The sequence below is a fragment of the Nakamurella lactea DSM 19367 genome, from assembly GCF_000426645.1.
Taxonomy (GTDB): domain Bacteria; phylum Actinomycetota; class Actinomycetes; order Mycobacteriales; family Nakamurellaceae; genus Nakamurella; species Nakamurella lactea.
In genome coordinates this window covers 299,406-316,996 of sequence record NZ_AUFT01000001.1, presented here as the reverse complement: position 1 = coordinate 316,996, position 17,591 = coordinate 299,406, and the positions used below count along the sequence as shown (strand labels likewise).

General features: G+C 67.7%; 17 protein-coding genes and 2 tRNA genes. 13 read left to right on the top strand and 6 right to left on the bottom strand.

The window, feature by feature from the left end; translation table 11 throughout:
* Positions 1-92: 92 nt before the first annotated feature.
* The 3 genes from K340_RS0101640 (at position 93) to K340_RS0101630 (ending at position 1,891) form a co-directional block, all read left to right on the top strand.
* Positions 93-767 (top strand): mycothiol-dependent nitroreductase Rv2466c family protein, encoded by a 675-nt coding sequence (locus K340_RS0101640; RefSeq protein ID WP_245599396.1) that lies wholly within the window; start codon positions 93-95, stop codon positions 765-767.
* A 107-nt stretch (positions 768-874) separates the two neighbouring features.
* Positions 875-1,399, top strand: a complete 525-nt coding sequence (locus tag K340_RS0101635) for a universal stress protein (protein WP_029135422.1) — start codon at positions 875-877, stop codon at positions 1,397-1,399.
* A gap of 21 nt (positions 1,400-1,420) precedes the next feature.
* Positions 1,421-1,891, top strand: coding sequence for a ribose-5-phosphate isomerase (locus K340_RS0101630; protein WP_029135421.1), 471 nt, complete (start codon positions 1,421-1,423; stop codon positions 1,889-1,891).
* A 44-nt stretch (positions 1,892-1,935) separates the two neighbouring features.
* Here K340_RS0101630 and K340_RS35620 read toward each other — a convergent pair whose 3' ends face one another.
* Both K340_RS35620 and K340_RS0101620 read right to left on the bottom strand, forming a co-directional pair.
* A complete protein-coding gene (locus K340_RS35620; RefSeq protein ID WP_051264775.1) occupies positions 1,936-2,460 on the bottom strand; it encodes a hypothetical protein in 525 nt (174 codons plus the stop codon).
* 4 nt (positions 2,461-2,464) lie between these two features.
* On the bottom strand, positions 2,465-3,688 hold the full coding sequence (locus K340_RS0101620; protein ID WP_029135420.1) for a pyrophosphate--fructose-6-phosphate 1-phosphotransferase: 1,224 nt from the start codon (positions 3,686-3,688) through the stop codon (positions 2,465-2,467).
* 269 nt (positions 3,689-3,957) lie between these two features.
* On the opposite strand from K340_RS0101620, the gene K340_RS0101615 reads away from it, so the two are divergent.
* The 4 genes from K340_RS0101615 (at position 3,958) to K340_RS0101600 (ending at position 8,840) form a co-directional block, all read left to right on the top strand.
* The gene (locus K340_RS0101615) at positions 3,958-5,481 is read left to right on the top strand and encodes an ABC transporter substrate-binding protein (protein ID WP_154674014.1); all 1,524 of its coding nucleotides are present in this window, start codon (positions 3,958-3,960) and stop codon (positions 5,479-5,481) included.
* 166 nt (positions 5,482-5,647) lie between these two features.
* A complete protein-coding gene (locus K340_RS0101610; protein ID WP_245599395.1) occupies positions 5,648-6,835 on the top strand; it encodes a carbohydrate ABC transporter permease in 1,188 nt (395 codons plus the stop codon).
* Positions 6,832-7,755 carry a carbohydrate ABC transporter permease gene (locus tag K340_RS0101605; RefSeq protein ID WP_029135417.1) on the top strand — a complete coding sequence of 308 codons (924 nt, stop codon included), beginning with the start codon at positions 6,832-6,834 and terminating at the stop codon, positions 7,753-7,755. The genes K340_RS0101610 and K340_RS0101605 overlap by 4 nt, the downstream gene beginning before the upstream one ends.
* Before the next feature lie 56 nt (positions 7,756-7,811).
* Positions 7,812-8,840, top strand: a complete 1,029-nt coding sequence (locus K340_RS0101600; RefSeq protein ID WP_029135416.1) for a LacI family DNA-binding transcriptional regulator — start codon at positions 7,812-7,814, stop codon at positions 8,838-8,840.
* A gap of 83 nt (positions 8,841-8,923) precedes the next feature.
* On the opposite strand, the gene K340_RS0101595 is transcribed toward K340_RS0101600, so the two are convergent.
* Positions 8,924-8,997 (bottom strand) — tRNA-Pro (locus K340_RS0101595).
* A 78-nt stretch (positions 8,998-9,075) separates the two neighbouring features.
* On the opposite strand from K340_RS0101595, the gene K340_RS0101590 reads away from it, so the two are divergent.
* Positions 9,076-9,149, top strand: a tRNA-Gly gene (locus tag K340_RS0101590).
* Between the two features lie 8 nt (positions 9,150-9,157).
* Here the strand turns inward: K340_RS0101590 and K340_RS26720 are convergent.
* Positions 9,158-10,942: a thioredoxin domain-containing protein gene (locus K340_RS26720; protein WP_037362191.1), complete on the bottom strand. Its 1,785-nt coding sequence runs from the start codon at positions 10,940-10,942 to the stop codon at positions 9,158-9,160.
* 173 nt (positions 10,943-11,115) lie between these two features.
* Here K340_RS26720 and tig point away from each other — a divergent pair, with 173 nt between their 5' ends.
* From tig to clpX, 4 genes are all read left to right on the top strand, one after another.
* Positions 11,116-12,618: a trigger factor gene (tig, locus tag K340_RS0101580; protein ID WP_029135415.1), complete on the top strand. Its 1,503-nt coding sequence runs from the start codon at positions 11,116-11,118 to the stop codon at positions 12,616-12,618.
* A 223-nt stretch (positions 12,619-12,841) separates the two neighbouring features.
* Positions 12,842-13,432 (top strand): ClpP family protease, encoded by a 591-nt coding sequence (locus K340_RS0101575; RefSeq protein WP_037362418.1) that lies wholly within the window; start codon positions 12,842-12,844, stop codon positions 13,430-13,432.
* 36 nt (positions 13,433-13,468) lie between these two features.
* Complete coding sequence (locus K340_RS0101570; protein ID WP_084613915.1) at positions 13,469-14,149, top strand: ATP-dependent Clp protease proteolytic subunit; 681 nt, start codon at positions 13,469-13,471, stop codon at positions 14,147-14,149.
* Between the two features lie 314 nt (positions 14,150-14,463).
* Positions 14,464-15,732, top strand: coding sequence for an ATP-dependent Clp protease ATP-binding subunit ClpX (gene clpX, locus K340_RS0101565; protein WP_029135412.1), 1,269 nt, complete (start codon positions 14,464-14,466; stop codon positions 15,730-15,732).
* An 82-nt stretch (positions 15,733-15,814) separates the two neighbouring features.
* Here clpX and K340_RS0101560 read toward each other — a convergent pair whose 3' ends face one another.
* On the bottom strand, positions 15,815-16,339 hold the full coding sequence (locus K340_RS0101560; protein WP_029135411.1) for a hypothetical protein: 525 nt from the start codon (positions 16,337-16,339) through the stop codon (positions 15,815-15,817).
* 81 nt (positions 16,340-16,420) lie between these two features.
* Here K340_RS0101560 and K340_RS0101555 point away from each other — a divergent pair, with 81 nt between their 5' ends.
* A complete protein-coding gene (locus K340_RS0101555; RefSeq protein WP_029135410.1) occupies positions 16,421-16,960 on the top strand; it encodes an AAA family ATPase in 540 nt (179 codons plus the stop codon).
* Between the two features lie 46 nt (positions 16,961-17,006).
* Here the strand turns inward: K340_RS0101555 and K340_RS0101550 are convergent, their stop codons facing one another.
* Positions 17,007-17,504 carry a GNAT family N-acetyltransferase gene (locus tag K340_RS0101550; protein WP_029135409.1) on the bottom strand — a complete coding sequence of 166 codons (498 nt, stop codon included), beginning with the start codon at positions 17,502-17,504 and terminating at the stop codon, positions 17,007-17,009.
* Positions 17,505-17,591 lie beyond the last annotated feature (87 nt).

Sequence of the window (17,591 nt, the reverse complement as noted above, 5' to 3'; positions counted from 1 at the left end):
CGAACGTGCGCCGCGCCTCCGGGAACAACCTATCCGGCCGGGCTGTTGCCCTGGATGGGAAGTACGTCGGAAAACTGAAAGGAACGACCGGAATGACGAGCACCACGATCGAGCAGGACCTGGGCAACGACAAGGCTGACGACGGCACCGGGAGTGACACCGCCACCGGTGCCGTCGATTTCTACTTCGATCCGATCTGCCCCTTCGCCTGGGTCACCTCCCGCTGGATCCTCGAGGTGGCGAAGGTGCGTGAGATCGACGTCCGATTCCAGGTGATGAGCCTGTCGGTGCTCAACGACGGCCGGCCCGGGCTGTCCGAGGCCTATCAGGATCTGCTCGGCCGTGGCTGGGGCCCGGTGCGGGTGCTGATCGCCGCCGCACAGGCGCACGGAGACCAGGTGCTGCTGCCGCTGTACACCGCGATGGGCACCCGGATCCACCAGGAGGGCAACAAGGACTACGCCCAGGTGATCGAGCAGGCGCTGGCCGAGGTCGGATTGCCCGCCGAACTGGCGCAGGCGGCCACCTCCACCGAGTACGACGAGGCGCTCAAGGCCAGCCACCACCGCGGGATGGACCCGGTGGGCGACGAGGTCGGCACGCCGACCATTCACGTCGGCGGCTCGGCGTTCTTCGGCCCGGTGCTCACCCGGATTCCACGCGGCGAGGAGGCCGGCAAGCTGTGGGACGCGACCGTCACCCTGGCGTCCTTCCCGTACTTCTTCGAATTGAAGAGGACCAGGACAGAGGACCCGCAGTTCGACTGAGCCGACCTCGGGGAGAGCGCCGACGACACGGCGGGAGCCACTCCCAGTTGGCCTGAGCGGGCCGGTGTGTCACCCTCGCAGTAACCACCACCGCGAGGAGGTCACTCATGGCATCGAGCGAACCGCCGGTCGAGCCGACGCCGGACCGGCCGAAGAACTCGCACGGGCTCCCCGTCCCGCCGGATCTGCGCAGTGGTCCGGTGGTGGTCGGCGTCGACGAGGCGACCACCTGTGGGCGCGCGCTGCGAGCCGCTGTGTTCATGTCGCTCGCGCTGGAACGACCGCTGCTGCTGGTGCACGTCCGTCGACGGACCATGCCGGTGATCGAGGGCTACGTCCCGGTGCCGGAGGAGACAGTGGTCGGGGAGCGGATCCAGGACGAGGTGGAGGACGAGCTGGTGGCCGCGCTGCAGGCCTCGCCCGATCTGGTCGGGGCTGACTGGGAACTGGTGACGACGGTCGGTGACGCGGCCGCCGAGCTGACCAGGATCGCCCAGGATCGGGACGCGGCGCTGGTGGTGGTCGGCAAGCGGCACACCGGTTTTGCCGAGTTGGTCCACCGGATCGCCTCGGGCTCGGTGTCCAGGGCGATGGTGGCGGCCAACAAGTGGCCCGTACTGGTCGTTCCGTAACCCGCAGGGCAGACTGACCGGATGCGCGTCTACCTCGGCTCCGATCATGCCGGTTTCGAACTCAAGGCACACCTGCTCCAGCAGCTCGCCGACCTCGGCCACGACGTGGTCGACGTCGGCGCCCACGTCTACGACGACCGGGACGACTATCCGCCGTTCTGCCTGGAGACCGGGCGCCGGGTGGTGGCCGATGCCGGCAGTCTCGGGGTGGTGATCGGTGGCAGTGGCAACGGTGAGCAGATCGCCGCCAACAAGGTCGCCGGGGTGCGGGCCGCGCTCGCCTGGTCGACCGAAACCGCACAGCTGGCCCGTGAGCACAACGATGCCAACGTGATCGCGGTCGGCGCCAGGATGCACGACCAGGACATCGCCACCGGGTTCGTCATCACCTTCCTGCAGACCCCGTTCTCACAGGGCGCCAGGCACATCCGCCGGATCGGGATGCTGACCGCCTACGAGGCCGATCCGGCCCCGCCGGTGCTCCCGAACTGACCTGCCGCGGGCTGACGTCACCCAGGGCTGACGAACTGCCGCGATCAGCGATCCGCCGGATCGTCGCGGCGCCGCCCGCGCCGTTTCGTCGTCTGCAGCGGTGCCGGCGGCACGTAGTTCCGCCGCACCAGCACCACCTCGCGCTCGGCGGCCGCCAGATCCTCAGCGGTCGGGGTGGCGTACTCACGGGCACGCATCGCGTCCACCGGCGACAGCTGGCTGGAGCGCACGGTTTCCAGTCCGCGCAGGCCCCGGTCCCCGCCGCGGCGTGGTTCACGTTCGTCGCGGCGGCCTTCGGCGGCGTTCGGCCGCGGTTGGTCGGCGCCGCGATCCTGGCCGGCATCCGGTTCGGAGCCGGCGCGCGGCTCGGCGGCCGCCGGTCGCGGATCGGCCCGTCGCCGCCGCTGCCGCCTGGTTGGCGGCACCACCGCCGGGTTGTCCGCCGGCGCCGGTGCGGCGTCCGCGTTCGGCTCGGCTACCGGCGGTGCCGCCGGCGGTCCGGCCGGGCGGCTCGCCGAGCGCCGACGGCGGGGGACACTGCCCCGGCCGGTGCCGTCCGATCCCGTCATCTGCTCAGTGCGCCGGCGCCGGGTGCGCCGCGGGCTGGCCGATATCGGCCAGCAGGTCGGTGAACCACCCGGTGCCGATGTCGAACGGCTTGCCACCGGCGATCCGGTCGAACTCGATGGGCCGCAACCTGTCCCCGTTCTCCTCGTCGTGCCCGATCACCCCCGACTCACCGCGCAGCGCGCTGTCGACGGCCAGGTCCGTCATCGACTTGATCAGCCGCAGGTCGTCGGCATTCGCTGCCGCCGAACGGGAGAAGTAGCCGGACTTCTGCACCATCACCTTCTCGGCGTCGAGCAGCTCGGCGAACTGCTTGGCGAACCAGGCGCCGGGGTTCACCTCGTCCAGCCGGACGTGACCGAACGGGTCCCTCGGCACCTGCACGCCGGAGGCCTCCAGCTCGGCCACGATGGTGTCGACCCCGGCGCCCTCCGAAACGAAGATGGTCACGTTGCCGACGGTGTCCATCACCGACTTGAGCCGGGCCGCCTCGGCCCGCACGTCGAAGGCGGCCTCCGGCAGATAGACGGCATGCACATCCCAGGCCGCCCTGCTCAACCCGATCTCCGGCACCCACTCCTGGCGATCCAGCCACCTGCGGTACTCGGCTGCGGTAGCCGCCGTCAGCCAGCCGCAGTGCCGGCCCATCACCTCGTGCACGATCAGCATCCGGGCACCGGAATTGTGTTCGCCGACGATGTTCGCGGCAAACCGGGCGCCCTGTTCTGCGGCCGTCCAGGCGCCCAGCGACTGCCGGATCGGCACCACGTCGTTGTCGATGGTCTTCGGCAGGCCGACCACCGTCAGGTCGTATCCGTTGCCCGCCAAGAACCTGGCCAGGTCCGCGGCGGTGGTGTTGGTGTCGTCACCGCCGATCGTGTGCAGCACGTCGACGCCGTCGGCGGTCAACCGTTCGGCCGCCACCTTGAGTGGGTCGTCGCCCGGTTGCACCAGGCCCCGCCTCACCAGATCGTCGACGTTGGTCAGCTTGACCCTGGAGTTCCCGATCGGCGAGCCACCGAACCGGTGCAGAATTCCGGCCCTGGCCCGGATCTGCTCGGTGACGGCGATGCTGTCGCCGGCCAGCAGTCCCTGGTAGCCGTGCCGATAGGCGATGATCTCGATCTCGGGGGCGAGCTCGGTGTATCGCTCGATCAGGCCGCCGACGGCGGACGACAGACACGGGGCGAAACCACCCGCGGTGAGCAGAGCAACTTTTCGGACGGACATGTCGCCGAGCCTATCCGGCGGCCGGGGTGGCACCGGCCGGGTCCCGGCGCAGGTCCGGCGGTGCACTTCAGGGTGCTTCGAAGGCTCGAACAACTCACCCTCGGTGATCGAGAAATCGGTTACTGGGGCCGAACGGCTGCCGGGTTACTGAATCGTTACATCCAACGGGCCTCGAGGGCTTGCAAATCGGGACCGAAAACGTTTTCGTTGGACATCGTCCGCTGTGAAGTGGTTCACAGACCCGGAATGGCTCAGGAGGCCCACCACCCATGATGCGACATCGACGTGCATTAGGACTGGTCGCCGCAACGGCGGCCGCCGCGCTCGTGCTGAGTGCCTGTGGAAGCAGTAACGACGCCGGCGGTGGTGGCACGACCGCTGCCACGACGAGCGCGGCTGCCACCGGCGGCGAAACGTCCGCTGCTGAATCCAGCGCGGAATCCAGCCCTGCAGAATCCAGTGCCGAAGCGCCCGGCTCGGAGACCTCCGGTGCGACCGGCTCGGAGACGACCAGTGGCGCCGGAGCAGCGGTCGAGGGTGACGACGACACCTGGTGCGACACCATCAAGAAGGACTGGCCGAACATCACCGGCAAGACGGTCAGCATCTACACCTCGATCGTCGGCGCCGAGTTGGAGGGTCTGAAGAAGTCCTGGACGGACTTCAAGGACTGCACCGGTGCCACCCTCAACGTGACCGGCGACAAGAACTTCGAGCAGCAGGTCGTGGTGAAGGCGAAGTCGGGCAACCCGTCCGATCTCGCGTTCGTGCCGCAGCCGGGTCTGCTGGCCACCCTGGTCGCGACCGGCAAGGTCGTTGCCGCGCCGCAGCAGGTGCAGGACAACGTCACCAAGTACTGGGACGAGGGCTGGAAGAAGTACGGCACGATCGACGGCAAGTTCTACGCCGCCCCGCTCGGCGCGAACGTCAAGTCGCTGGTCTGGTACTCGCCGAAGATGTTCAAGGCCAAGGGCTACACCGTTCCCACCACCTGGGACGACCTGATCGCGCTGTCGGACAAGATCGCGGCCGATGCTGATGGCATCAAGCCGTGGTGCGCCGGCATCGAGTCCGGGAACGCCACCGGCTGGCCGGCCACCGACTGGCTGGAGGAGGTCGTGCTGCGGCAGGCAGGTCCGGACGTCTACGACCAGTGGATCGAGGGCAAGGTCAAGTTCTCCGATCCGCAGATCGCCGATGCACTCAAGACCGTCGGCAGCATCCTGAAGAACGACAAGTACGTGAACGCCGGCATCGGTGACGTCAGCTCCATCGCCACCACCGACTTCGCCACTGCGGGCAAGCCCATCCAGGCCGGCCAGTGCTACATGATGCAGATGGCGAACTTCTACGCCTCCAACTGGGACAAGGGCACCGACATCTCGGAGAACGGCGACATCTTCGCCTTCTACGAGCCGGAGATGGGCACTCAGTTCGGCAAGCCGGTCGAGGTCGGCGGCGAGTTCACCGCGGCCTTCTCCGATCGTCCCGAGGTGCAGGCAGCGCAGTTCTACCTGTCCACCGCTCACTGGGCGAACAATCAGTCGAAGGCCATCCCGTCGCGGATCTCGGCGAACAAGGGTCTGCAGATCGACAACGTGGACGGCGCCATCAACAAGCTGTGCGTGACGATCCTGCAGGATCCGAAGTCGGTGTCGCGGTTCGACGCGTCCGATCTGATGCCGGCCGCCGTCGGCGCCGGAGCGGAATGGCAGCAGCTGACCGCATGGATCGCCAGCGACCAGGACGATGAGACGACCCTGGCCCAGATCGATGCGGCCTGGCCGAACTAATCGCCAGACGGCGGTGCCGGAGCATCCAGAATCCCGGGTGTTCCGGCCCGTCGCCCGGTGACTGCCGTCGACGATGGTGGAACGCCGTGGATGGTGGAAAGCTCTCCGTTGAAGTTCTGTCGAAAGCTCTGTGGTCGAACCGTGATCGTGGCCGAAGGGATTTGACGTGACCCACACCGACATCCGCCCGGGACCTGCGCCGGTCGAGTCCCGACGGTCGAATGAAGACCAGGGCCGGGGTTGGATCAGTTACCTGGTCTGGTTCCTGATCGGCGTGGTGATCATCGCGCTGATCGTGATGACGCTGCAGTCCAAGGGCGGCTCCGGGTTGTTCTATGACAACCAGAAGTCGCACGGCTGGCTGGTCAATGCGGTCTTCGCACCGTCGAGTGCCGGCCAGAAGATCCTCGTCATGTTCCTGGCGATCCTGCTGTTCGTGGTCGTGATGGGGCTGATCCTGTGGATCATCGACCGGCCACGGATCCCCAAGGGCGTGCTGCTGGCCGGCTTCCTCGGCCCGGTGGTCGTCGCCCTGTCGGTCGGCCTGCTGTGGTCGGGAATCCGGACCATCATCGCCTCGTTCCAAGGCGCCAATGCGGCCGGCGACTCCGCCGGTTGGGTGGGATTCGACAACTACGCCAGGGTGTTCACCAAGGCGAATGAGCACATGCTCATCAACACGGTGCTGTGGATCTTTCTGGTGCCGATCCTGGCCACCGCGTTCGGTCTCGTGTACGCGACCCTGGTCGATCGGACCCGCGGTGAGGCGTTGGCGAAGGCCCTGATCTTCCTGCCGACCGCGATCTCGATGGTCGCCGCGTCGGTGATCTGGAAGTTCGTCTACTTGGCGCCGGCTCCGACGGGGAAGGAGCAGGTCGGCCTGCTGAACGCCCTGGTGGACGTGGTCGGAATGTCTCCGCAGAACTGGATCACGAAATACCCCACCGGCACCTTCGCGCTGATCGTGGTGATGATCTGGATCCAGGCCGGATTCGCCATGACGATCCTGTCGGCGGCGATCAAGGCGGTTCCGGACGACATCGTCGAGGCTGCCAAGATCGACGGTGCCACCGGTCCGCGGCTGTTCTTCTCGGTGACCCTGCCGACCATCCGGCCGACTCTTGTGGTGGTACTGACGACGGTCGCCATCGCCTCACTCAAGACGTTCGACATCGTCAACGTGATGGGCGGCAACCTGCCGTCGAACAACATCCTGGCCAACGCGTTCTACAACCAACTGGCCGTCCAGCAACCGGGCAGGGCAGGCGCGTTCGCGGTGCTGATCTTCATCGTGGTGATCCCGGTGATCGTCTTCAATGTTCGGCAGATGCGGAAGGCAGATGAGATCCGATGACGACAACCACCCCGCCGCTGCTGGTCGAGCCGCAGCAGAGCCCGCGCAAGCTCAAGGCGCAACTGCGGGCCCAGGAGGCCAAGACCAAGCTCTCGTCGCCGTGGGCATCGCTGATCGCGGTGGTGATCGCCGTGCTGTGGACGATCCCCACCTTCGGCCTACTGATCAACTCCACCCGCGCCGACCCGGCACCGACGACCAGCGGTTGGTGGCATTTCTGGGGCGTTGACGGTAGTTTCACCCTCAGCAACTACTCGAATGCCTGGAACGGGAACGGATCCACCCCGCTGTACGAGTTCATTCTGAACTCGGTGATCATCACCCTGCCGGCCGTGATCATCCCGATCACCCTGGCGTTGCTGGCGGCCTACGCTTTCGCGTGGATCCCGTTCAAGGGCAAGAACGTGCTGTTCGTCGCCGTGTTCGCCATGCAGGTCGTGCCCATCCAGGTGGCGCTGATCCCGCTGCTCACGCTGTACAGCAAGTTCGGCCTGAATCAGTCGTTCTGGTCGATCTGGTTGTCGCACACCATTTTCGGTCTGCCATTGGCGATCTTCCTGCTGCACAACTTCATGAAGGAGATCCCCGGTTCGCTGATCGAGGCGGCCAGGGTGGACGGCGCCGGCCACGTGACCATCTTTGTGCGGGTGCTGATGCCGCTGCTGGTCCCGGCGATCGTGGCGTTCGGCATCTTCCAGTTCCTCTGGGTGTGGAACGACCTGCTGGTCGCGTTGACCTTCTCCGGCGACAACACCTCGCCGATCACCAAGGGCATCCAGGGGCTGACGACCCAGTTCTCGCAGGCGGGCAACATCCTGCCGGCTGCGGCAATCCTGGCCACGGTGGTCCCGCTGATCGTGTTCCTGTCGCTCCAGCGGTTCTTCGTCCGAGGGCTCCTGGCCGGTTCGGTCAAGGGCTGAGCCCGGAACCGGGATCGGACGGTTCCGGTGGCCACGAGCGTTCGGAAGGTCATGCGGTGACGGGCATTCTGGAGGTGGCCAGGGCAGCCGGGGTCTCGGCGACCACGGTCTCCCGCGCGTTGCGGGGGTTGCCCGGGGTCTCGGTCGCGACCCGGAACGCCGTCGTGCATGCGGCCGAGAGCCTTGGCTACGTGGCGTCGCCGACCGCGGCGGCGCTGCCCACCGGCCGGACCAGGACGGTCGGCATCCTGGCGCCCTGGGTGACGCGCTGGTTCTTCACAGCGGCGATCGAGGGCGCCAACCAGGTGTTCGCCCGCAGCGGCTACGACGTACTGCTGTTCGCCGCCGACCCGGACCACGACCTGCCGAAACCGAAGCTACGGATGCTGGCCAAGCGCGTCGACGGCCTGCTGATCCTGAACCTGCCCTGGGTCTCGGCCGCCATCTCCCGGCTCGCCTCGACGCACCTGCAGACGGTGCTGATCGGCCCGGGGCCGGCCAACAGCGCCGCGGTCGCGATCGACGACGTGGCGGTCGGACGGACTGCGGCCGAACATCTGATCTCATTGGGGCACACCAGGATCGGATTCGCTGGCGGTGAGCCGGACGACGTACCGCACATGCCGGTTGCCGAGGACCGGCGAGCCGGATTGAGTCAGGCCCTGGCCGCCGCCGGGCTGGAACAGTTCGCCCAGGACGTCTACCCCGGCGACTTCACCGTGAGCGCGGGGGAGCGCGTCGCCGAAATGTGGTTGGCGGCCGCCTCGCGGCCCACCGCGATCGTCTGCGCCAGCGACGAGGTGGCGATGGGTCTGGTCCACCGGATCCGGGCGGCCGGCGTGAACATTCCCGACGAGCTGTCCGTCGTCGGGGTCGACGGGCACGACATGGCCCGGTTGTTCGGCCTGACCACGGTCGAGCAACCGGTTCGCGAACAGGGGAGGCTGGCGGCGGAGATGCTGTTGGCTGCCATGGCCGGTGAGCCGATCGAATCGAAGGTCGTGCCGACCCGGCTGGTGGTGCGGGGGACGACGGCCGGCCACCGGACGACCGATTCGGCCCGGGCACTTTCCACCCATCACTGACTCGGTTGGTCGGGGTGGTCCCTAGCCTCGCTCCGCTCGGCCAGGGGCCCAGGATTTGTTCAAATCCCGTCACCACTCCTACGTCGGGGTGGCGGGATTTGAACCCACGGCCTTCCGCTCCCAAAGCGGACGCGCTACCAAGCTGCGCCACACCCCGCGACCGCTGAACCTTAGCGTGCACGAGGCACCCGGGGCGACCGGCTAAGATGATCCAGCGCCGTCAATGGTGCACAGCGCGGATGTAGCTCAATGGTAGAGCCTCAGTCTTCCAAACTGATGACGCGGGTTCGATTCCCGTCATCCGCTCCATGACCGGGTCAGCGGGCGGCCCGCTCGGCCACCGCGGCCAGGCCGGCCGCGAACCGCGGGTGTTCCGAGATGATTTCCGACGCGCCGGCCAGCGTTCGCCAGAGCTGGTCGTCGAAGCCGGCGTCCCCGGTGGCGGCGGCGAAGGCCAGCAGCACATCAGCGGCCAGCGCGGTGCCTGAGGGTGTGGGCCCGTCCGTGACGTCGGTCCTGGCGTAGGCGAGGATCTCGGCGTCGTCCGCGGTGTCCTGGAACCGGCCGGCCTCGTCGACGAAGTGGGCGAGCATCGCATCCACTACTGATCGGGCGGCCGCCGCCCAGTGTTCGCCGGCCCCGCCGGCCGATCGGCTTCGGGCCAGGAAGGCACCGGCCACTGCCGCCTGGTCCTCCAGGATGCCGGCCGCCGTACCCACGCGTCCGTGGCGAGAGACCCTGGCCACCCGACCGTCGGCCAGGTGCACGTCGCGCAGCAACTCGGCGGCGCGCTCGGCCGCCGCGTCGGCCAGGTCCGATCCGCGAACGGTGGCGTAACGGGTGAGTGCAACGATCGTCAGCCCGTTCCAGCAGGCCACCACCTTGTCGTCCTGAAGCGGTTGCGGCCGTTCTCTTCTCGCCGCGAGCAGTCGCTTCTTGACGCTGCTGAACAGGCCGGCGTCGAGCGGATCTTCAGGCAGCCGGAGCACGCTACTGCCGGCCTCGAAGGTACCGGCGGGGCTCACCCCGAACACCTCGGCCGCCCAGTTGCCGTCCGACTCGCCGAGCACCTCGGACAGCTGCTGGGGCGTCCAGACGTAGGTCGCGCCCTCGACGCCGCCGGTATCGGCATCCAGTGCGGCCGCGAAGCCGCCCTCCGGGGTGCCCAGATCCTCGATGAGGAAACGGGCGATGCCGTCCGCCACCCCGCCGAAGTACTCCCGGCCGGTCGCCTCGAACAGGTCCAGGTAGGTGGACAGCAGCAGGGCGTTGTCGTAGAGCATTTTCTCGAAGTGCGGAACCGTCCAGGTCGCATCGACGCTGTACCGGGCGAATCCACCGGCCAGCTGGTCGTGGATGCCGCCGCGAGCCATCCGTTCCCCGGTCCTGGCGACTGCGGTCAGCGTTGCTCCGTCACCGGTGCGGTGATGCTGGGCAAGCAGGAACTGCAGCGCCGGCTGGGTCGGGAACTTCGGGGCGCCGCGGAATCCGCCGTTCACCGGGTCGATGTCGCGCAGCAGGGCGGCGGCCGCAGCATCCAGCTTCCTGCTGTCCACCGGCGCCACCGGTGGGCAAGGCCCGCCGACCGGGCAGACCCTGGTCACGTCGGTGAGCGCCGGCCCGCCAGTCGAGCAGGCGTCGACGATGGCGTTGCCCTGGGCGAGCACCTCCGCGCGTCGGTGGGTCCAGGCCTCGTCGACGGCGGCCAGCAGCCGCAGCAGTTGCTCGCGTGGGTAGTAGGTGCCGGCGTGGAACGGTGTGCCGTCGGGGGCCGCGAACACGGTCATCGGCCAGCCACCCTGGCCGGTCATTGCGACCGTCGCCTGCATGTACACCGAGTCGATGTCGGGTCGTTCCTCCCGATCCACCTTGATCGGGACGGTGTGCGCGTTGATCGCCGCCGCCACCTCGGAGTCCTCGAACGACTCGTGCGCCATCACATGGCACCAGTGGCAGGCGGCGTAGCCGACGGAGATCAGTAGCGGCACGTCCCTGCGCCTGGCCTCGGCCAGCGCGTCCGGCCCCCACTGCCACCAATCGACCGGATTGTCGGCATGCTGCAGCAGGTAGGGGCTGAGGCTGTGGCGCAAGCGATTGGGCACGTCTCCACCGTAGGGCGGTGGGCCGCCGACGGCTCCCGCGCCCGAGCACTGCCGGAGTTCCCCTAGAATCGACGAAACGGCTCGTCACCGGACCTCCAGACGGGGTTTCGTCACGAGCCTGTCCGCATGCCTGCGTTCACCACCACCAGACGTACCCCTGAGGAGATATCAGCGTGAAGAGCACTGTCGAGACCCTGAACCCGACCCGGGTGAAGCTCACCGTCGAGGTTCCGTTCGACGAGCTCGAACCGCAGTTCGCCGCCGCCTACAAGGCGATGGCCGGACAGGTCAACATTCCCGGCTTCCGCAAGGGGAAGGTCCCGCCGAAGATCCTGGAGGCCAGGCTGGGCCGCGGCGCGATCCTGTCCGAGGTGGTCAATGAGGCCATCCCGGGCAAGTACGGCGAGGCCGTCCAGCAGAACGAGCTGAACCCGCTCGGCCAGCCCGAGATCGAAGTCACCAAGCTGGAGGACCACGAGACGCTGGAGTTCACCGCCGAGGTGGACATCCGCCCGGAGATCACCCTGCCCGCGGTCGGTGAGGTGTCCGTCACCGTCGACGACATCGAGGTGACCGACGACGACATCGCCGAACAGGTCGACTCGTTGCGTCAGCGGTTCTCCACCACGACCGTCGTCGAGCGGCCGGCCGCCGACGGCGATCTGATCTCGATCGACCTGCGTGCGTCGGTCGACGGCAACGACATCGCCGAGGCGACCGCCGACGACCTGAGCTACACCGTCGGCTCCGACGATCTGGTCGACGGTGTCGACGAGGCCGTCACCGGGATGTCGGCCGGTGAGAGCAAGACGTTCAGCACCAAGCTGGTGGCCGGGGACTACGCGGGCCAGGACGCCGACGTGCTGGTGACCGTCAAGAAGGTCTCGGAGAAGGTGCTGCCGGAGGTCGACGACGAGTTCGCCCAGCTGGCCAGCGAATTCGACACCGCGGAGGAGCTGCGGGCCGACCTGGCCGATCGGATCCGTCGGGTGAAGAGCATGTCGCAGGGCGCCGCAGCCCGCGACAAGGTGCTCGAGGCCTTGCTCGCGATGACCGAGATCCCCGTCCCGGAAGGCGTTCTCAACTCCGAGATCGAGGTCCGCGCGCACGACGCGGTGCACTCGTTCAACCACGACGAGGACGCTCTCAACACCTACATCGAGGGCGAGGGCAAGACCCGCGAGGAGTTCGACGCCGAGCTGCGCGAGTCGGCCGAGGAAGCGGTTCGCACCCAGTTGCTGCTGGACGCGATGGCCGAGGCCGAGGACGTCGGGGTGACCCAGGAGGAGTTCACCCAGCGGGTGATCTACAACGCGCAGCGGTTCGGGCTGGCGCCCGATGAGTATTTCCAGCGGCTGCAGGAGGCCGATCAGCTCGGCAGCATCTTCGCCGATGTCCGGCGCGGCAAGGCGCTGGCCGGCGCGGTCGCCAAAGCCACGGTGACGGACGCGTCCGGGAACGTGTTGGACATCGACGAGTTGTTCGGTGTCGAGACGGTTGACGAAGAAGAGGCCGGGGGTCCGGTGACCATCGACGGCAGCATCGAGTCGGCCGACGACGCCGACACCGACGCCGACACCGACGCCGACACCGACGCCGCCACCGAGGCCGACGAGGCCGACACCGACGCCGAGGACACCGACACCGATACGGCTGACGACACCGACAAGGACTGACCCGTTCGCCCACGGTGCTGAGCCCCAGCTCACGCCGTGAGCGAACAATCGGGCAACCGGGCATCGTCGACGGGTTCCCGTCGTTAGTGTCGAGAGCAGGGCGGACGAGAGTTCGCCGAACACCGCGTCACCGATCGAAGGAGCAGCAGTGACCGACCGTCACCCGATGGCAGCCGTGAACGCCATCGCCGCCACCGACACCTCCGGAGTCCTGCCGGCCGTCATGCGCGGTACCCCGGGCCTCAACCTCTCGGACTCGGTGTCCGAACGCCTGCTGCGCGAGCGCATCATCCTGCTCGGCTCCGAGGTCAAGGACTCGAACGCGAACGAGATCGTCAGCCAGCTGCTGCTGCTGGCCGCGGAGGATCCGGAGAAGGACATCACCTTCTACATCAACTCTCCCGGCGGCAGTGTCACCGCGGGCATGGCGATCTACGACACCATGCAGCTGATCGAGCCGGACGTGGCCACCACCGCGATGGGGCTGGCCGCCTCGATGGGGCAGTTCCTGCTCACCGCCGGCACCCCCGGCAAGCGGGCGGCGCTGCCGCACGCCCGGATCCTGATGCACCAGCCCAGCGCCGGTGTCGGCGGCACGGCTGCCGACATCGCGATCCAGGCCGACATGCTCAACAACTCCAAGAAGGAGATGGCCGAGCTGATCGCCCAGCACACCGGACAATCGGTGGAGCGGATCGTCACCGACTCCGATCGTGACCGGTGGTTCACCGCGCAGGAGGCGCTGGAATACGGGTTCATCGACCGCGTGGTGGCCAGGGCTGCCGACAATCCGGCCAATCCGGCATCCGACTGACCCGCCGTCGAGCGACCAGACAAGGAACGAAACACCATGACCCACAACGGATATCCGAACGGTGCGGCGTACGGCGCAGGTCAGGGGCCGGCCGGCGGGGCGTTGCAGCTGCCGCAGTCGCGCTACATCCTGCCGTCCTTCGTCGAGCGCACCAGCTACGGCGTCAAGGAGTCGAACCCGTACAACAAGCTGTTCGAAGAGCGGATCATCTTCCTCGGCGTGCAGATCGACGACGCCTCGGCGAACGACGTGATGGCCCAGCTGTTGACGCTCGAGTCCAATGATCCGGACCGCGAGATCATCATGTACATCAACTCGCCTGGTGGCTCGTTCACCTCGATGACGGCGATCTACGACACCATGCAGTTCGTCCGCCCGCACGTCCGCACGGTCTGCCTCGGCCAGGCCGCCTCGGCCGCCGCGGTGCTGCTGGCCGCCGGCACCCCAGGAAAGCGGATGGCGCTGCCGAACTCGCGGATCCTCATTCACCAGCCGGCCACCGAGGGTGTCTACGGCCAGGTGTCCGACCTGGAGATCCAGGCCAAGGAGATCCAGCGGATGCGGGCGATCCTGGAGGATCTGTTGGCCCGGCACTCCAAGAAGTCGGTCGAAGAGGTGCGGGCCGACATCGACCGGGACAAGATCCTGACCGCCGACGAGGCGAAGGTGTACGGCCTGATCGACGACGTGCTGCCCTACCGCAAGATCGAGGCCTGATCACCGATGGCCGGGCCGTCGCTGCCCTGGGCAGCGGCGGCCGAATTGGTACTGCGGTCGCGCCCGGCGACCGATAGGCTGGAGTCCTGTCCGCACGGTGCAGGAACGGCCGACGCGGGCACTATTGACCAGTGAGACCGCGCGTCGGGGGCGTAGGTCGTGTCCGTGTCGTGATCGGCGAATCCGTTCAGGGCGCGGTGACATCAGCTACCGTCGGATTGTCGGGGAGCGGCGGGCACATCGGTGGCCACCGTTGACCGGCGGGAGTTCCGGCAGCGAACTGACGACCAGCGACCAGATGATCGAGAGGGCTCATGGCACGCATTGGTGACGGGGGAGACCTGCTCAAGTGCTCCTTCTGCGGAAAGAGCCAGAAGCAGGTACGGAAACTCATTGCGGGACCGGGCGTCTACATCTGCGACGAGTGCATCGACCTGTGCAACGAGATCATCGAAGAAGAGCTCGCCGAGACCAACGACGTAAAACTGGACGAACTGCCCAAACCAGTAGCGATCCGGGAGTACCTCGACCAGTACGTGATCGGTCAGGACACCGCCAAGAAGGCGCTCTCGGTCGCCGTCTACAACCATTACAAGCGCATCCAGGCGGGTCCGGACCGCGGGCCCGAACCGGTCGAACTGGCCAAGTCGAACATTCTGATGCTCGGGCCGACCGGTTGCGGCAAGACCTATCTCGCGCAGACGCTGGCCAAGATGCTGAACGTACCGTTCGCCATTGCCGATGCCACCGCACTGACCGAGGCCGGTTACGTCGGCGAAGACGTCGAGAACATCCTGCTCAAGCTCATCCAGGCCGCCGATTACGACGTCAAGCGGGCCGAGACCGGCATCGTCTACATCGACGAGGTCGACAAGATCGCCCGCAAGTCGGAGAACCCGTCGATCACCCGGGACGTCTCCGGCGAGGGCGTGCAGCAGGCCCTGCTGAAAATCCTGGAGGGCACCCAGGCGTCGGTGCCGCCGCAGGGCGGCCGGAAGCACCCGCACCAGGAGTTCATCCAGATCGACACCACGAACGTGCTGTTCATCGTTGCCGGGGCGTTCGCCGGCCTGGAGAAGATCATCGGCGAGCGGGTCGGCAAGCGCGGCCTCGGCTTCACCGGTGAGGTGCGCAGTAAGTACGACATCGACGCCAGCGACATCTTCTCCGACGTCATGCCCGAGGACCTGATCAAGTTCGGCCTGATTCCGGAGTTCATCGGTCGGCTGCCGGTGGTCGCCTCGGTGACCCACCTGGACAAGGAATCGCTGATCTCCATCCTGACCGACCCGCGGGACGCGCTCACCAAGCAATACCACCGGATGTTCGAGATGGACGGCGTGAAGCTGGACTTCGAGCCGGAGGCGCTCGAGGCGATCGCCGACGAGGCGATCCTGCGCGGCACCGGCGCCCGCGGTCTGCGGGCCATCATGGAAGAAGTGCTGCTGCAGGCGATGTACGAGGTGCCGGGCCGTGACGACGTGGAAAGCGTTGTGGTGACGGAGAAGACGGTGCGGGAGAACGTACTGCCGACCATCGTGCCGCGGCCGCAGAAGCGCACTCCGCGGGAGAAGTCGGCCTGATCCACCGGGTCCTGCATCGGTTCCCGCCCGGGGACCGGTGCGCCCCTGCGGCTGTTGCCCTGCGACACCGGCCCAGCAGGGTTCAGCCTTGGCCGCACTCGTCGGTCAAGGTGTTCGTCAATTTCTCGATGGCCGCCTCGAACCGGGGCAACAGCGAGGCGACGTCCGTCGGTCGTTTTCCGACCAGTTGCGCGGAGATCGTCTTGAGGTCCGCCCAGTCGTCCCGATAGTCGGCGGGGATCTTGGCGGCGTTCGCCGCGGAGAAGACCGCGGCCACGTCCTTCGCAGTGACCTCCCCGCTCTGCCACTTCTGCAGGATGTGGGTGTTGAACTGCTGGGCGATGGCAGCCAGCTCCAAACAGCTCTGTTGGACGCCCGTCGGCGGTGTCGGCTGTCCGGTGCCGGCCGGATCGGTCGGCCGTGGGTCCAGAGTCGAGTTCGTCGGCGCCGCAGCCGATGACGGTGCGGTGGACGGCGGTGCGGTCGCTGACGAAGCGGCGTCGCGCTCGGCCGTTCCGGCGATATGGGTCGCGCAGCCGGTGGTCGACAGGCACATCGCCAGTGCGCCGATCAGCACCGCACGCGGCGCCCAGGTCAACGGCCCCATCAGCGTCCCTTCCGTCGATTCGCTGGCTGCGAGCGTAGCCGCCGTCCCCGCGAACCGACGAGCTGCGTAAGCTCCTGCGCCGTGTCCCGGATCTGGATCACCGGTTCGTCCGGTGTCGGCAAGACGACGTTGGCGCGCACCCTCGCCGGCCGGCTGCGGGTGCCGCACGTCGAGCTGGACGGGCTGCACCACGGCCCGAACTGGACGCCGGCCGAACCGGAACAGTTCCGGGCCGCGGTGCGCCGGGCGACCGCCGGACCCGGCTGGGTGGTGGACGGCAACTACGGGAGCCTGCTGGGAACGCTGGTTGCGCAGCGGGCGGACCTGCGGATCGCACTGGACCTGCCGAGCCGGCGGACCATGTCGCGGGTCATCATCCGGACCCTGCGTCGCACCGTCGGCCGTGAGGAACTGTGGAACGGCAACACCGAACCCCTCAGCAACCTGATTCGATGGAACGACCCGCACCAGAACGTCATCCTGTGGGCCTGGACCGAGCGGGCCGCCTACCACCGGAAGGCCGTCGAGGCAGAGGCCGCCGGTCGGGCCGGCGGACTGCCGTGTGTCCGGCTCACCTCACCCGGCCAGGTGCGCCGGTTCGTCGCCTACCTCGCCGGGTGAGGTAGGCAGCCCGAGAACCAGGACACCCGGCCGACGGGCGGCCGGGTCAGTCCGGGCGACCGCCGTTGCGGACCATCCGGATCTCCAGGATGCCCTCGGAATCGGTGCGCTCCGAGCCGTCCGGGATGAAGCCGTGGTTCACATAGAACGCCGTGGCCCGGGGATTGTCGCGGTACACCCAGAGCGCGGCCGGCCGGTCGCCGATGGTCGCGGCGAGCAGGGCATCCGCGACCCCGCTGCCCTGGTAGGCCTTGCGGACGTAACTGGCGTACAACTCCTGCGGCGCGGGATCGTCCTCGTCCCTGGACGGCCCGGAGATCGCGACCGCGACCACCTCGCCGTCGGCCTCTGCCAGCACGTGCGTCGCGGTGCCGTCCTCGATCTCCTGACGACGGCGCCGGGCCATCTTCTCGACATCCATCTCGGCGAACCGTTCCTGCCCCCACAGTTCGCCATAGGCCTCACGCCAGCACGCCAGGTGGCAGGTGGCGAACGCCAGCGCGTCGTCCGGCTGGGCAGCTCGCACCTCAGGAGTCGAAACCATGGCACCGCCTCGTAGCGTCAGCAGGGCTGTGGGCTGCACAGTTGTGCTCGCGGCAGTTGCCCCGACGACCGGCCGCGCCCAGCGTCA

What these genes read in the sequence shown, in the direction of transcription:
- clpX (WP_029135412.1), top strand. Translation starts at nt 14,464, where the DNA reads ATGGCACGCATTGGTGACGGGGGAGACCTGCTCAAGTGCTCCTTCTGC.
- K340_RS0101550 (WP_029135409.1), bottom strand. Translation starts at nt 17,504, where the DNA reads ATGGTTTCGACTCCTGAGGTGCGAGCTGCCCAGCCGGACGACGCGCTG.
- K340_RS0101635 (WP_029135422.1), top strand. Translation starts at nt 875, where the DNA reads ATGGCATCGAGCGAACCGCCGGTCGAGCCGACGCCGGACCGGCCGAAG.
- K340_RS35620 (WP_051264775.1), bottom strand. Translation starts at nt 2,460, where the DNA reads ATGACGGGATCGGACGGCACCGGCCGGGGCAGTGTCCCCCGCCGTCGG.
- K340_RS0101615 (WP_154674014.1), top strand. Translation starts at nt 3,958, where the DNA reads ATGATGCGACATCGACGTGCATTAGGACTGGTCGCCGCAACGGCGGCC.
- K340_RS0101620 (WP_029135420.1), bottom strand. Translation starts at nt 3,688, where the DNA reads ATGTCCGTCCGAAAAGTTGCTCTGCTCACCGCGGGTGGTTTCGCCCCG.
- K340_RS0101570 (WP_084613915.1), top strand. Translation starts at nt 13,469, where the DNA reads ATGACCCACAACGGATATCCGAACGGTGCGGCGTACGGCGCAGGTCAG.
- K340_RS0101640 (WP_245599396.1), top strand. Translation starts at nt 93, where the DNA reads ATGACGAGCACCACGATCGAGCAGGACCTGGGCAACGACAAGGCTGAC.
- K340_RS0101560 (WP_029135411.1), bottom strand. Translation starts at nt 16,339, where the DNA reads ATGGGGCCGTTGACCTGGGCGCCGCGTGCGGTGCTGATCGGCGCACTG.
- K340_RS0101575 (WP_037362418.1), top strand. Translation starts at nt 12,842, where the DNA reads ATGCGCGGTACCCCGGGCCTCAACCTCTCGGACTCGGTGTCCGAACGC.
- K340_RS0101605 (WP_029135417.1), top strand. Translation starts at nt 6,832, where the DNA reads ATGACGACAACCACCCCGCCGCTGCTGGTCGAGCCGCAGCAGAGCCCG.
- K340_RS0101630 (WP_029135421.1), top strand. Translation starts at nt 1,421, where the DNA reads ATGCGCGTCTACCTCGGCTCCGATCATGCCGGTTTCGAACTCAAGGCA.